11 protein-coding genes are annotated in these 14,231 nt (G+C 70.1%); 2 read left to right on the forward strand and 9 right to left on the reverse strand.

What is annotated here, in order from left to right:
• From E5S66_RS11200 to pilG, 5 genes are all read right to left on the reverse strand, one after another.
• Positions 1–2,667: Hpt domain-containing protein (locus tag E5S66_RS11200; protein ID WP_171033544.1), on the reverse strand; the 2,667-nt coding region annotated here is incomplete at its 3' end.
• A gap of 81 nt (positions 2,668–2,748) precedes the next feature.
• Positions 2,749–4,764, reverse strand: coding sequence for a methyl-accepting chemotaxis protein (locus E5S66_RS11210; RefSeq protein ID WP_028840320.1), 2,016 nt, complete (start codon positions 4,762–4,764; stop codon positions 2,749–2,751).
• A gap of 33 nt (positions 4,765–4,797) precedes the next feature.
• Positions 4,798–5,349, reverse strand: a complete 552-nt coding sequence (locus E5S66_RS11215) for a chemotaxis protein CheW (protein ID WP_138349454.1) — start codon at positions 5,347–5,349, stop codon at positions 4,798–4,800.
• Between the two features lie 225 nt (positions 5,350–5,574).
• Positions 5,575–5,940 carry a response regulator transcription factor gene (locus E5S66_RS11220; protein ID WP_028840318.1) on the reverse strand — a complete coding sequence of 122 codons (366 nt, stop codon included), beginning with the start codon at positions 5,938–5,940 and terminating at the stop codon, positions 5,575–5,577.
• An 18-nt stretch (positions 5,941–5,958) separates the two neighbouring features.
• Complete coding sequence (gene pilG / locus E5S66_RS11225; protein ID WP_028840317.1) at positions 5,959–6,360, reverse strand: twitching motility response regulator PilG; 402 nt, start codon at positions 6,358–6,360, stop codon at positions 5,959–5,961.
• Between the two features lie 158 nt (positions 6,361–6,518).
• On the opposite strand from pilG, the gene gshB reads away from it, so the two are divergent.
• Both gshB and E5S66_RS11235 read left to right on the forward strand, forming a co-directional pair.
• Complete coding sequence (gene gshB, locus E5S66_RS11230; protein ID WP_138349307.1) at positions 6,519–7,481, forward strand: glutathione synthase; 963 nt, start codon at positions 6,519–6,521, stop codon at positions 7,479–7,481.
• The gene (locus tag E5S66_RS11235) at positions 7,481–8,368 is read left to right on the forward strand and encodes an energy transducer TonB (RefSeq protein ID WP_138349309.1); all 888 of its coding nucleotides are present in this window, start codon (positions 7,481–7,483) and stop codon (positions 8,366–8,368) included. The genes gshB and E5S66_RS11235 overlap by 1 nt, the downstream gene beginning before the upstream one ends.
• Positions 8,369–8,375: 7 nt before the next feature.
• Here the strand turns inward: E5S66_RS11235 and E5S66_RS11240 are convergent, their stop codons facing one another.
• From E5S66_RS11240 to mrcB, 4 genes are read right to left on the reverse strand one after another with little or no spacing between them, the layout of a single operon-like run.
• Positions 8,376–8,903, reverse strand: coding sequence for a hypothetical protein (locus E5S66_RS11240; protein WP_138349311.1), 528 nt, complete (start codon positions 8,901–8,903; stop codon positions 8,376–8,378).
• 52 nt (positions 8,904–8,955) lie between these two features.
• Complete coding sequence (gene tsaB / locus E5S66_RS11245) at positions 8,956–9,651, reverse strand: tRNA (adenosine(37)-N6)-threonylcarbamoyltransferase complex dimerization subunit type 1 TsaB (protein WP_138349313.1); 696 nt, start codon at positions 9,649–9,651, stop codon at positions 8,956–8,958.
• Between the two features lie 3 nt (positions 9,652–9,654).
• The gene (gene yoaA, locus E5S66_RS11250) at positions 9,655–11,685 is read right to left on the reverse strand and encodes a DNA repair helicase YoaA (protein WP_138349315.1); all 2,031 of its coding nucleotides are present in this window, start codon (positions 11,683–11,685) and stop codon (positions 9,655–9,657) included.
• A gap of 5 nt (positions 11,686–11,690) precedes the next feature.
• On the reverse strand, positions 11,691–14,156 hold the full coding sequence (gene mrcB, locus E5S66_RS11255; protein ID WP_138349317.1) for a penicillin-binding protein 1B: 2,466 nt from the start codon (positions 14,154–14,156) through the stop codon (positions 11,691–11,693).
• Positions 14,157–14,231 lie beyond the last annotated feature (75 nt).

Here is a 14,231-nt window from a genome sequence, read left to right on the forward strand (position 1 = left end):
CAGACGCGCCGCTTCTTCCGCGGCCAGACGCTCGGCTTCCGCCTGCTCGGCGGCCACGCGTGCAGCCTCGGCTTCCGCCGCGGCGATGCGTTCGGCTTCCAGACGCGCCGCTTCTTCCGCGGCCAGACGCTCGGCTTCCGCCTGCTCGGCAGCCACGCGTGCAGCCTCGGCTTCCGCGGCGGCGATGCGTTCGGCTTCCAGACGCGCCGCTTCTTCCGCGGCCAGACGCTCGGCTTCCGCCTGCTCGGCGGCAACACGCTCGGCCTCGGCCTGCTGCGCGTGACGCGCGGCATCGGCGTCGCCGACCGACCCGGTGTCGATGAAGGGCAAGTTGGCTTCGGGCAAAGCGTCGCGCAGTGCCGCCATCCGTTCCGCCAGCGCGGCGAACATGGGCACCTGCGTCGGGCTTTCCTGCAGCGCACGGGTGGAGGCGCGCACCGCTTCGGCCACGGCGCCCAGCGCGGCGACGCCCTCGCTGCCGGCGACCGCGTGGGCCGCCAGCAAGCGCTTCACATAACCCTCTGCGGGCGCTGTGAACGCAGTGACCGACGGCACTTCGGTCATCGCGAAGGCGCCGTTGAGGGTGTGGATTGCACGCACCAGCGCATCGCTGGCGACGGTGTCGCCGGTGCGCGCCTGTGCCAGCCACGCATCGACGGTTTCAAGGTGACCGCCAACCTCGGTGCCGAGGATCTCCAGCAGCACCGGATCGACCGCAACCACCCGCGTGTCGGCCGCGGCGGCTGGCTCGTCCGCGGTACCGGCCTGCGCCGGTTCCGGCTGCGCGGCCTGGGCGATCGGCGGCGCCGACATCAATACATCTTCGCCGGCGGCCAGACGATCGGCGATGGCTTCCATCGCAGGGATATCGGTGGTGACCGCGCCTTCGCCGCGCAGCGCGGCATGCAGCTGAGGCAGCACGCCGCGGGCCTGGCCGACGTACGCGACCACGGCGTGGCTGGCCGGGCGCGAGCCGTCCAGCACGCGGTTGAGCATGTTCTCGACGTGCCAGGCGAACTCTCCCAGCACCTTGGCACCGACCAGCCGGCCGCTGCCCTTCAGGGTGTGGAACACGCGGCGGATCGGGCGCAACGTGTCGCCATCGTCCGGCGTCAGCTTCCAGGTCGGCAGCAGGCCGTCCAGGTTGTTGATCTCGTCCTCGAACTCCTCGAGGAAGATCTCGCGGATCTCGTCGTCGATCTCGTCGCCGGCCGATTCAAAGCCGGCCGCCATCGCCACCGCGGCCGGGGCGACGCTGACCGCCACTTCGGCGGGCGCGGCAACCGGCTCTTCCTCGGCAACGATTTCGCCCTGCGCCTCAACTGCCGTCCCGTCAGCGACGGCTTCCGGCACCGGCTCGGCGAACTCTTCAGCGGGCGCGGGCAGATCGGCCGGCGCCTTGTCCACGACGGGGGCAGCTTCCGGCAGCGGCCAGTAGCGCAGCGCCTCCAGGCTGGAACGAGTCTTGTCCAGCAGGTCCTGGCGCTGGCCGTGCGGATCGTGCAGGGTCTCGAGGAAATACTCCATGCTGGACAGCGCGTCCGCCAGCGTATCGAGCTGGCGTCCGCCCGGCACCTGCGCGCGCTCGATCAGCTCGACCTGACTGTAGCGGCGCAGCGCTTCCAGGTAGTCGGCCGGTTCCGGGCGCTCCAGCATCCGCATCGCCCCGGCCACTTCGGCCAGCAGGCGGGGCACGGATTCCAGCGCGGAATGGCTCCAGTCGGTTTCGACGAAGGCCACGAACGCGTTGCGCACTTCGGCGAAATTGGTCACCGCGGCGCGGGTCAGCGCGCCCATGACCTTGCGCGATTCCTGCGCCAGCAGGTCACCGGCGTCACCCTCGGTGCTGCCGCTGCCGAGCTGGGCGACCTGGTCGTCCAGCGAGTGGTCGATGTAGAGCAGCGCGCCCGCCACTTCCAGCAAGTCGTTCTCCGCCTGCGGCCGCAGGCCGCTGGCGATGTCATGGACGATCCGGCGCTGTTCCTGTACCACCCTGCGGGCGCTGTCCAGCCCGAGCATGCCCAGGGTGTCACCGATCCGGTCCAGCGCTTCGGCCTGCGGCTGCAGTTCCTGCACGTTGTCGCGGCTGCCGCGCAGGTGCAGGTCGAGTGCGTCCTTGACCTTGAGCAGGTCTTCCTTGATCGCCGTGGACACGGTGTCCAGCAGCGCGCGGTTGCGTCCGGCCAGACTGCCGCGGGCGTGCTCGAGTTCGGCTTCAGTCGGTGCGTCCAGCAGGCTCGGCAACGCTTCCTGCCCCAGCGCGGGAACGCCGCGCGCGGCACGCAGTTCGTTGATCAGCGGCAGCAGCACGATCGGAATGTCGCGGTGCCCGCCCTGCAGTCGCTCCAGGTAGTCGGGCAGCTGCACCATGCCGCGCATCAGCACGGCCAGCGCTTCGTCGCGGTCGGCGGTGGCATCTGCGCGCAGCGAGTCCGCGAGCTGCTCCATCTCGCCGGCCACCATCGCCGGGGCCCGCAGTTCCAGCATCTGCAGGGTGCCCTGCACCTGATGCAGGTGGCCCATGCAGGTTTCCATGGGCAGCGGATCGCCGGGGTTTTCGGCGAAGCCTTCGAGCTCGATCCGCGCCTGGCGCAGGGTCTCGTCGATCTCCGGCTTCACCCAGCCCAGCGCGGTGTGGTCGATGGCATCCTGCAACGCCGTGGTCATGGCGCGGCTCCGTCACGGCCCGGCGATGCGGGGCTGGCCTGGAGGGTGTTGTTCATCCCGATCCCTGTGTTCCGGCCGGCGTCAGGCGGGCAGCTTGAAGTCGGCGACCGAACGACGCAGGTCGGCGGCGAGCTGGGCCAGGTTGCCGATCGACTCGGCGGTCTGGCTGGCGCCCTGCGAGGTCTGCGCGGTGATCGACTGGATGGTGTTCATGGTCTGGGTGATGTTGGAGGCCGCGTTGGACTGCTCCTGCGCCGCCACCGAGATGCCTTCAATCAGGCCCGACAGGTCGGACGACACCTTTTCGATCTCGCCCAGCGCGGTACCGGCGTCCTCGGCCAGGCGCGCACCGGCGACCACTTCCGAGGTGGTCTGTTCCATCGACGACACCGCTTCGTTGGTATCGGCCTGAATGGTCTGCACCAGCGATTCGATGCGCTTGGTCGCGCTGGAGCTGCGTTCCGCCAGTCGCTGCACTTCGTCGGCCACCACCGCGAACCCGCGGCCCGCCTCACCGGCCGAGGCCGCCTGGATGGCCGCGTTCAGGGCCAGGATGTTGGTCTGTTCGGAAATGTCGTTGATCAGCTCCACGATCGAGCCGATTTCCTGCGAGCTCTCGCCCAGCCGCTTGATGCGCTTGGAGGTTTCCTGGATCTGGTCGCGGATGCTGTCCATGCCGGCGATGGTCTGGCGCACCACGCCGGCGCCGTTGGTCGCGATCTGCACCGAGCGGCGCGCCACCTCGGCGGAGTCCGCGGAGTTGCGCGACACCTGGTTAATGCTGGAGGCGATCTCGTTGATGCGGTCGGTGGCGGAGTTGATCTCCTGCGCCTGGTGCTCGGCGGCGTCGGCCAGGTGCATGGCGGTGGCCTGGGTTTCCTGCGCGCTGGCCGCGACCTGCACCGAGGTGTCGTTGATGGTCGCCACCAGGGTGCGCAGCTGTTCCACCGCGAAGTTGATCGAGTCCGCGATCGCGCCGGTCATGTCCTCGGTCACGGTCGCCTTCACGGTCAGGTCGCCTTCCGCCAGCGAGCCCATTTCGTCCAGCAGGCGCATGATCGCCTCCTGGTTGCGGTCGTTGAGTTCCTTGGTGGTCTGGTAGCGGACGCGCTGGGCGCGGTTCAGGGCCCACAGCAGGCCGACGATGGAGAACAGCGCCAGCACGCCGGACAGGATGCTGACCCAGACGCCGCCGATGATGCTGGTGTCCTTCAGCGAACCGAACTGGGTGAACGACGAGAACAGGCTCTCGCTGTCGGTCAGCAGCTTGTCGGAGCCGCTGGCCAGCGCGGACGCCGAGGTCTGCGCGCCGATCAGCTTGCGCGAGTCGCCGACGATCGCGTCGAGGTCCTTCTTCATGCCCTGCCACAGGGTGTTGGACTGATTGAGCGGGCCGATCGCGCCTGCCGCGCTGACCTTGACGATGTCGCCGCTGCCGTTGATCAGCGCGTTCATCTGCCGGTCGAACACCGCCGCGTCGCGGCCCAGCGCGTTCGCCGCCACCTGCGCGCCGTCGCCGCCCGCACGCAGCTCGGCGATGCGCTGCGCCATGCGCGAGCTGATGTTGGCCTGCTGCAGCGCCGCGCTCACCTGCGCGGAATTGGCACCGCCGGAGACCAGGCCGCGCAGCACTTCGTACAGCTGCGCCTGCAGCTGCGGCACCTTGTTGGTGAAGCTGTCGGCGCGGCCGGCCAGCGCCAGCACCGCTTGCTGAGAACCCAGCACTTCCTCGGCGCGCTTGGTCAGCGGATTCCAGGTCTCGGTGACCTTGCGGATCGGCGCGGCCACGTCGGCGGCGTCGCCGAAGCGGTCGTTCAGCCACTTGATGTCGCCGTCGATCTCTTCCTTGGTCGCCTTGAAGGATTCGAACGCCTGCACGTTGCCGTCGATCGCTTCCCGGCCCTGGTTGGCCAGACGCTGCGAGTTCAGCTGCAGGCGCGAGGCCGCCGAGCTGGCGCCGCCGAGACGCGAGGCCTTGGTGGTGGCGTACAGGGTGTTGCCGGCGAACACCACCAGCGAGCCGATCAGCAGCCAGATCCAGAAGTTGGTGCTGAGATTGCGGCCCTTGCCGGCGGCGGAATCCATCAAATTGCTCATTGTGCGACCTCGGCTTACTTCGGAGTTCCGCGTTTAGGCGGCGGCTTGTCGGAATTCGGGGGTGCGGGCCAGGCGCTCGAGGCTGAACACGCCCCAGTCCTGCCCGTTCATGCGGTAGGCGCGATCGACGAAATGGGCATAGCGTCCGTCCGCCAGCGCCTCGGCGTCGATGCCCTGTTCGTCGATGAAGCTGCGCTGGCCGTACAGCTCGTCGATGGTGACGGCGACGTCGCCACCGGCCTGGCGCACCACCAGCACGCGCTGGCGCTCGTGCAGCACGGTGCGCTCGCCGTCGAGGAACTGCTTGAGGTCGACCACCGGCAGCAATGCGCCGCGGATGTTGGCCACGCCCATCATCCACGGCTGCGCGCCGGGGACGTGCGTCAATGCCGGCATCGGCAGGATTTCCACCACTTCGTCGAAACCGGATGCCAGTCGGTGGCCGCCGACGCGATAGGCCACGCCGCGCCACAGACCGGGCGCGTCCAGCTGCTCCGGCAGGCCGGCAACGTGGGCCAGGCTGCGCTGCTCGTAGTCGGCCAGCACCAGGAACGGCGAACGCCGCTCGCCGGTAGCCTGCTGCACCCATTCGGCAGCCGCCTGCTCGGCCTGCCCGGCCGCAGCGACGAATGCCTCCCGATGCCCGTCTGCCTCGGCGGATTCGATCGCTTCGGCGGGTTGTTCCGCTTCGCCGTCCGCATCCTCGTCCACGTCGACATCTCCGGCGGTGGCCAGAACCGTGGCCGCCGGCATCCCGGCGGACTGCTGCGGACGGAACTTGTGCTTGTGCTTGCCGCGCTTGGCCATGGCTCAGCGCCCGAGCAGCGCGTCGATGCGCGCGACCAGTTCGCTTTCGCGCGGCGGCTTGGCGATGTAGTCCCGCGCGCCCTGACGCATGCCCCAGACGCGGTCGGTTTCCTGACCCTTCGTACTGACGATGATGACTGGAATGTGGCTGGTGTCGGCGTCGCGGGTCAATGCGCGGGTCGCCTGGAAGCCGTTCATGCCGGGCAGGATGATGTCCATCAGGACCAGGTCGGGCTTGTCGCGCTTGCAGCTGGCGATGCCGTCCTCCGCGTTGGCGGAGGTGGTGACCTGGTGGCCGTTGCGTTCCAGCAACTGAACCATGACCGCGGCTTCGGTCGGCGAATCCTCGATCAGCAGAATGCGTGCCATTGGTGCCTTACCCCCCGGTCAGGCGTTGACGTACGTGCGGATGGCGCCAAGCAGTTCTTCCCGCGTGAACGGCTTGGTCAGGTATTGCTCGGAGCCGACAATACGGCCTCGGGCCTTGTCGAACAAACCGTCCTTGGATGAAAGCATGATCACCGGCACGCTTTTGAACGTCTGGTTGTTCTTGATCAGCGCGCAGGTCTGATAGCCGTCCAGCCGCGGCATCATGATATCCACGAAGATGATCTGCGGGGCGTGGTCGGCGATCTTCGACAGCGCCTCGAAGCCGTCGGTCGCGGTGACGACCTCGCAGCCTTCGCGCACGAGCAACGTCTCCGCCGTGCGGCGGATCGTCCTGGAATCATCGATCACCATCACCCTCAAACCCTTGAGGCCGATGCCGGAATCGTCCTGCAGCGCCATGTAGTCCCCTTGCGCGATTGCCAACCGCCGCGTCTGCGCGCGTTGCGGACTACCTTTATCCAAGCCCGCGCGCGATGTGTCAAGCACCGCAATACCCGTGCGGATGGGTGGGCGTCGGTGCCTGCTACCATCCGCGCATCCCGCCCACGGATGTGCAGATGACGGCAGCCGCACCGCTTGACGTGGTGGTCGTGATGGACCCGATCGGGTCCGTCAGGATCGCCAAGGACTCCACCTTCGCCATGCTGCTGGAAGCCCAGCGGCGCGGCCACCGGTTGCATTACGTCCGTCCCGGTGGACTGTCGGTGCGCGGCGCGCGCGCGGTGGCCGCGGCGGCCTCCCTGCAGGTGCGGGACGTGCCCGGCGACCATTTCTCGCTGACCGACTGGACAGAACTTGCGCTCGGGCCGGGCCAGGTGGTGCTGATGCGCACCGACCCGCCGGTGGACGCGAACTACCTGCACGATACCCAGGTGCTGGACCTGGCGCGGCTGCAGGGCGCGCTGGTGGTGAACGACCCGCGCGGCCTGCGCGATTTCAACGAGAAGCTGGCCGCGCTGCTGTTCCCGCAGTGCTGCCCGCCGACGCTGGTCAGCCGCGACGCCGCCGCGCTGAAGGCGTTCGTGGCCGAGCATGGGGAAGCCGTGTTGAAGCCGCTGGACGGCATGGGCGGGCGCTCGATCTTCCGCGCCCGCACAGGCGAAGCCAACCTCAATGTGATTCTGGAAACCCTGACCGACGGCGGCCGCCACCTGGCGATGGCGCAGCGCTACCTGCCGGAGATCGCGCAGGGCGACAAGCGCATCCTGCTGATCGACGGCGAGCCGGTCGATTACTGCCTTGCCCGCATCCCGCAGGGCGACGAGTTCCGCAGCAACCTAGCCGCCGGTGGCCGCGGCGAAGGCCGCCCGCTGAGCGAGCGCGACCGCTGGATCGCCGCGCAGGTCGGCCCGGAGATGAAGCGGCGCGGGATGCTGTTCGTCGGCCTGGACGTGATCGGCGACTACCTCACCGAGGTCAACGTCACCAGCCCCACCTGCATCCGCGAGCTGGACGCGCAGTTCGGGCTGAACATCGCCGCGCAGCTGTTCGAGCGCATCGAGGCGCTGGCCCGGGGCTGATGCCGGCAACCGTGGCCCCCGCCGTCCCCGCCCCGCCCCGCATCGGCGAAACCGAGCGGCTGCGCGCGACCTTCGTGCTGTCCGTGCTGCTGCACGCGATGGCGGTGTTCGGGGTCGGCTTCGCGATCGAGGACGCGGCGCCGCTGCTGCCGACGCTGGACGTGATCCAGACCCGCACGCAGACCCCATTGACCCCCGCGCAGGCGGACTTCCTCGCCCAGGCCAGCAATCAGGGTGGCGGCGAACACGAACGCAGCAGCCGCCCCAGCGCCCCGCAGGCCGGCCCGCTGCCGCAGCCGAAGGACGGCCTGGCGCCGCGCCCGCTGCGCGCGCAGACGCCCGCGCCCAGCCCGCCGCCGGAGGCAAGGGTGGTGGCGTCGGCCAATGGCGACACCGCCCTGCCGACCCCGCAGGCGCGCCCCGAAATCCCGCTGGACGACGCCCCGCGCGGGCGCGAGAAGATCGAGCGCGACATCGAGATGGCGCGGCTGGCAGCCGAGATCCAGCTGCGCTCGGTGGAATACGCCAAGCGCCCGAAGCGCAAGTTCGTCTCCGCCAGCACCCGCGAATACGCCTGGGCGCAGTACCTGCGCGGCTGGGTGGACCGGGTGGAGCGCGTCGGCAACCTGAACTATCCGGATGAGGCCCGCCGCCGCCGCATCGGCGGGCTGGTGGTGATCAGCGTGGGCGTGCGCCGCGACGGCAGCGTGGAAAGCGTGCGCATCATCCGCTCCAGCCGCATCCCGATGCTGGACGAGGCGGCGCTGCGGATCGTCAAGCTGTCGGAACCGTTCGCGCCGCTGCCGCAAAGCAACGAAGACCCGGACGTGCTGCACGTCACCCGCACCTGGCAGTTCATGCCCGGCGGCGAACTGATCGACCGCTGACCGCAGGCTAGCGGTACAGGCAGTCCACCAGCCGGTTTTCGGTCTCCACCAGCGCCTCCAGCCCTTTTTCCCAAACGCTGCCGGACTGCACCAGCGGCCCGTAGACGACACTGCCCTCGTCGCCACCCTGGGCGAGCGAGAAGTCCGATTCAACGATCTGGAAACGGCCATCGCCGGCCTCGAAACGCAGCCGGCTGCGCAGCGTCTGGGCGGAGAAACTGGCGCGGAAGCCGGTCTCCACGCTGGCCAGCAACAGGCCCTGCGCCGGATCGGCGGATTCGACGACGACACCGCCCTGCCCGGCAAGGCAGCTGCCCGCCATCTCCACCAACTGCTCGCCGCTGCGCTGGATGGCGTACTGGGTGCCGCTCATGCGCAGGATCGGCCGGGCCTCCTCGCCCGCGCCGAGTTCCAGCATGCGGCCGTTGAACGGCACGTCCTCGGCCAACGCCGGCATCGCGGCCAGCGCCGCCGCCAGCCACAGGATCCGCAACTTCACATTCACCCCGGTCTGGATGGAGCCTTCGGCGAGCATATCCAAAACGCGGGCCGGCGGGGTGCCCCGCACCGCCCGCGACGGCCAGGATTCAGCGGGTAATGCCCTGCGCCACCCGTTCGGCGATGGTGAGGGCGACGTTGTTGCGCAGGTAGGCGGGCTCGATGCGTTCCGGCGCCAGCGCTTCGCCGCGCGCGAAGGCGAGCGCAGCCAGTGCGGCGACGTCCGCGGCATGCGGCAGGGCGGCCGCATCCACGGCCACCAGCCGATCGCGGAATCTCGCCCGGAGCGCGCCATCGGCCGCGGCGAAGCCGGTGCCGGCGCCGTGCCAGCCGCTGCCATCCGGCAGCGCGGCGGCAGCCGGCGCCACCACGATTTCGTCGGCCAGCGCGCGCAGGCCGCCATCGGCTTCGCATGCGAACGCGCCCAGATAGACCTCCCCCATGCGCGCGTCGATGGCGGCGATGCGGCGCTCGCCGTCGGCCCGCATCGCCAGCGCCGCCAGCGTGGACACCGGCAGCACCGGCCGGTCCAGCCCGAGCGCGATGCCTTGGGCGATGGCGATGGCCAGGCGCACGCCAGTGAAGGCACCGGGGCCGCGGCCCACCGCGATGGCATCCAGCTGCGAGCGCGCCACGCCGGCCTCTGCCAGCAGCGCCTGCGCCCACGGCAGCGCCAGTTCGGTGTGCCGGCGCGGAGCGATTTCAAAGCGTTCGTGCACCTGGCCATCGACGTACACGGCGACCGAGCAGGCCTCGGTGGAGGTTTCGAAAGCGAGCAGTCTCATCGTTCAATTATCCGCGAAGAACGCCTGCACATCCTTCACCTCACGGGTGATCGGCAGCGGCGGCAGCGACTCCAGGAAGGTCCGGCCATAGGTTTTCCCCAGCAGGCGCGGGTCGCACAGCACCAGCACGCCGCGGTCGGTTTCGGTGCGGATCAGCCGGCCAGCGCCCTGCTTGAGCGCGATCACAGCCTGCGGCAGCTGTTCGTCGCGGAACGGATTGCCGCCGGCACGGCGGATCGCGTCCAGCCGCGCCTCGAACACCGGGTCGTCCGGCGCGGCGAACGGCAATTTGTCGATGACAACCACGCTCAATGCATCGCCGGCCACGTCCACCCCTTCGCGGAAGCTGGCGGTGCCCAGCAGCACGCCGTTGCCGGACTCGCGGAAGCGCTGCAGCAGCACGTGGCGCGGCTCGCTGCCCTGCACGAACAGCGGCCACGGGCCGCCCTGCAGTGCCTCGGCGGCTTCGCGCAGCGCGCGGTGCGAGGCGAACAGCAGGAACGCGCGGCCGCCGGAGGCTTCCAGCACCGGACGCAACGATTCCAGCAGGGCCATTCCAAAGTCGCGTGACGCCGGCTCCGGCAGGCCCTTCGGCAGGTAGCACAGCGCCTGCCGGTCCCAGTCGAACGGGCTGGGCTCGAGCAGTTCGCGGGCGTGCTCGACGCCGAGGCGCTGGGCGACGTGGTCGAAGCGCCCGGCCACCGCCAGCGTCGCCGAAGTGAACACCCAGGCCGCGTTCGAGGCCTCGCGATGGGCGCGCAGCGGCGCCGCCACGTCCAGCGGGGTTCGCTGCAGGCGAAAGCCGCGTGGGGTGAGTTCGTACCAGTGCACAGAAACGGGGTCCACAGAAACGGTGTCAGGTTCACTTTCCGGGACGGTTTTTTGCGATGCCAAACAAACGCCATCGGAAAGTGAACCTGACCCCGTTTCACCCGTTTCGCCCTCCTCGCCCAGCCAGCGCTGCAGCCGGCCCAGCTGGTCCTGCGCGCGCACGTGGCAGGCGTCGAAGCCCGGCGCGGCCTGGCGCAGCGGCGCCACCACCTCGCGCAGCGCCGTCAGCGACTGCACCAGCGCGTGGAAGGCCGGCTCGATGTCCACTTCGTCCAGCGCCCGCCAGGCGGTGCCGCGCAGCGGCAGGTTGTCCATCGCCGCACGCAGCGCGCGGGTGGCGGCTTCCAGCGCCCGTGCCGGCTCCTGCACCGCGGCCAGGGCGCCCGGCACCTCCTTGCACTCGGACACCGCATCGCGCGCCAGTTCCACCAGCGGGCGCGCGCCCAGTCCTTCGCCGAAGAACTGCGCGGCCAACTCCGGCAGCTGGTGTGCCTCGTCGACGATGAACGCCTGCGCACCCGGCAGGATTTCGCCGAACCCTTCCTGCTTCAGCGCCAGGTCGGCCAGCAGCAGGTGGTGGTTGACCACCACCAGATCGGCCGCCTGCGCGCGCTGGCGCGCCTGCACCACGAAGCATTCGCTCCAGAACGGGCATTCGGTGCCCAGGCAGTTGTCGGCGGTGGAGGTGACCAGCGGCAACAGCGGCGAATCCTCCGCCAGCGATTCCAACTCCGCCATGTCGCCGCTGCGGGTGCGCCCGCTCCACGCCACCACGCGCTGGAACTGGCTGATCTGCTCGCGCGATGTGAAGCGCGGCTCGCCCTTGGCCTGCTCCATCCGGTAGCGGCACAGGTAGTTGGCGCGGCCCTTCAGCAGCGCGGTCTTCAGGCCGATGCCGAGCGCGTCGCGCACCCGCGGCAAGTCGCGCAGGTAGAGCTGGTCCTGCAGCGCGCGGGTGCCGGTGCTGACGATGGTCTTCATCCCCGACAGCAGCGCCGGCACCAGGTAGGCGTAGGTCTTGCCGGTGCCGGTGCCGGCCTCGGCCAACAGCACCTCGCGACGTTCGAATGCATCCGCCACCGCCACCGCCAGCCGCTGCTGCGCCGGGCGCGGACGGAAACCGGGCAGCGCCTGCGCCAGCGCCGAATCTTCGCCCAGCGCGTCGCGCACGGCCCGGCCCAGCCGCGAGTCGGTGGCCGCCATCGGGCTCACTGCACCGGTCGCGGCGCCGGCGCGTCGGTCGGCGGCAGCTGCTTGGCCGGGTCGCCGCCACCGAAGAAATCACGGATCGCCTGGCCGGCGCGCTCGAGCGGATTCTGCGACCCGTCCGCAGGCGGCAGCGGGTTGCCGAATTCGTCCAGCTCCGGCGGCGGCACGTACGGGCAAGGCTGGTAGGGCGGCGCGTAACCGGCCACGAACGGCAGGTGACGCGCGCCGGGGCAGTCGCCGTCGGTGCTCTGACCGTCCAGCACCCAGCGCCAGTCGACGCCTTCGCTGGACAGCCGCAGCGGCGCGCTGGGCAGGCGCGCAAACATGTCCGACCACACCCGCATGCCACCGGTGGCGCCGTACAGGCCGGTGGACTTGTTCTGGTCGTTGCCCACCCAGACCACCGCCAGGTGGTCGCCGGTGTAGCCGGCGAACCAGCTGTCGCGGCCATCGTTGCTGGTACCGGTCTTGCCGGCCGCCGACAGCCGGCCAAGCCCGTCGCGCACCAGCGCGTTGCCGGTGCCGGATGTCACAGCGTACTGCAGCGCGCTGCCGACCAGCCGCGCTGCCACCGCGTCGCCCTTCTGCGCCGGCGGGGCCTCGCTGTCGTAGCGCTTGATGGTGCGGCCCTGCGGATCCAGCACGCCGCGCACCGCGTGCAGCGGCTGGATTTCGCCGCTGGAGGCAAGGAACTGGTACAGCTGGGCCATCGCGTACGGGCTCTGGTCGACCGCGCCGAGGATCAGCGACGGCTGCGCTTCGGATTCGATCCCGGCCAGGGTGCGGATCAGTGCCGCCAGCCGCTGCGGCTGCACCTCCATGCCCAGCCGCACCGTGGCCTGGTTGTAGCTCTGCGCCAGCGCATCCATCAGCCGCACGTTGCCGTGGCTGCGGCCATCGGAATTGCCGGGTTTCCAGTTGCGGCCGCGGCCGAGGCCGACGGTCACCGGCGCATCGCTGATGATGCTGGCCAGCGACCACTTATCCGGCTGCGCCAGCGCCAGCAGATAGACGAAGGGTTTGAGCAGCGAGCCGACCGGGCGCCGCGCATCGACCGCGCGGTTGAAGCCGGGCTCGGTGAATTCGCGGCTGCCGACCACCGCCAGCACGTCGCCGTTGTGGACATCGGTCACCACCAGCCCGGCCTGCAGCGGCGGCCGGCCCTTGGTCGACAGCGACTTGAGCGTCCGCGCCACCGCGCCTTCGGCATACCCCTGCGCTGCGGGCGCCATGCCGGTCATCACCGACAGCCCGGCGCCGGACAATTTGTCGGCCGGGTAGTCGCGCGCCAGCTGCTTGCGGACCAGGTCCACGTAGGCCGGGAAGCGGTTGGCGGCCAGGTTGCCGGCGCTGGTGGTCACGCCCAGCGGCGCCTTCACCGCGCGGCGGTACTCGGCGTCGTCGATCAGGCCGGTTTCGTGCATCTCGCCCAGCACGAAGTTGCGGCGCTCCAGCGCGCGCTCCGGGTTGCGCCGCGGGTTGTACCAGGACGGCCCCTTGACCATGCCGATCAGCAAAGCGGTCTGCTCGGAGGACAGGTCCTTGAGCTCGCGCCCGAACCAGAACTCGGAGGCCGCGGCCACGCCGCGTATCGCCTGCGCGCCGCGCTGGCCCAGGTCGACCTGGTTGAAATAGGCCTCGAGGATGGTGCGCTTGTCGTAGCGCGCCTCCAGCAGCAGGGCGAACAGGATTTCCTTGACCTTGCGGGTGTAGGTCTGCTCCTTGCCGATGCCGAGCAGGCCGCTGCGCGCCAGCTGCTGGGTCAGGGTGCTGGCGCCCTGGCGGGTGTCGCCACCGGAGCGCACGTTGACGAACACCGCGCGCAGCATGCCGCTGACATCGATGCCGATGTGGTGGTTGAAGTCGCGGTCCTCGACCGCCTGCAAGCCGGTGACCAGCAGTTCCGGCACTTCCTCGATCCGCACCAGCCGGCGCTCTTCCTGGTTTTGCCCGTACAGGGTGGCGATACGGGCGGGATCGAGGCGCGCGCTGCGCAGGGCGCGCTTGGCCTGGGCGTCGCGGATCGCCGCCACCCGGCCGCTGGAAAGGGTCACTTCCAGCACTGCCGGCGCCACCCGCCCGTCGACGTCGTTGTAGCCGCGGCTGGAGATGCGCCAGCGCGCGCCGTTGCGGGCGTAGCTGCCTGCGCGGCGGCCGTCGCCGTCGCGATAGGAGGCCGCATCCAGTTCGGTCTTCAGGGTCTGCGCGTCCATCGCCACGCCCTGACGCAGCACCAGCGGACGCGCGTACACGCGGGTCGGCACCTGCCAGCGCAGCTTGCCGAAGCGCTCGCCGACCTGGTGGTTGAGATACAGCAGGTAGGGGATCAGGAAGCCCAGCAGCAGCGCCGCCGCGGCCAGCCCCCAGGTCAGCAGACGCCGGCGCCAGCCGGACCCGCCGCCGCCCGCATCGCCACCATCGTCCTTTTCGTACAGCTCGTCTTCTTCGTCTTGGATGCGGGGCATTGGCTGGCGGTCGGCCGCTGGATGCGACAATGGCGTTGGCCCCGAGTCTAGCGCAGCCGCCTGCGCGGCCATGTG

Origin of the sequence: Thermomonas fusca (assembly GCF_005862345.1) — a bacterium.
Taxonomy (GTDB): domain Bacteria; phylum Pseudomonadota; class Gammaproteobacteria; order Xanthomonadales; family Xanthomonadaceae; genus Thermomonas; species Thermomonas fusca.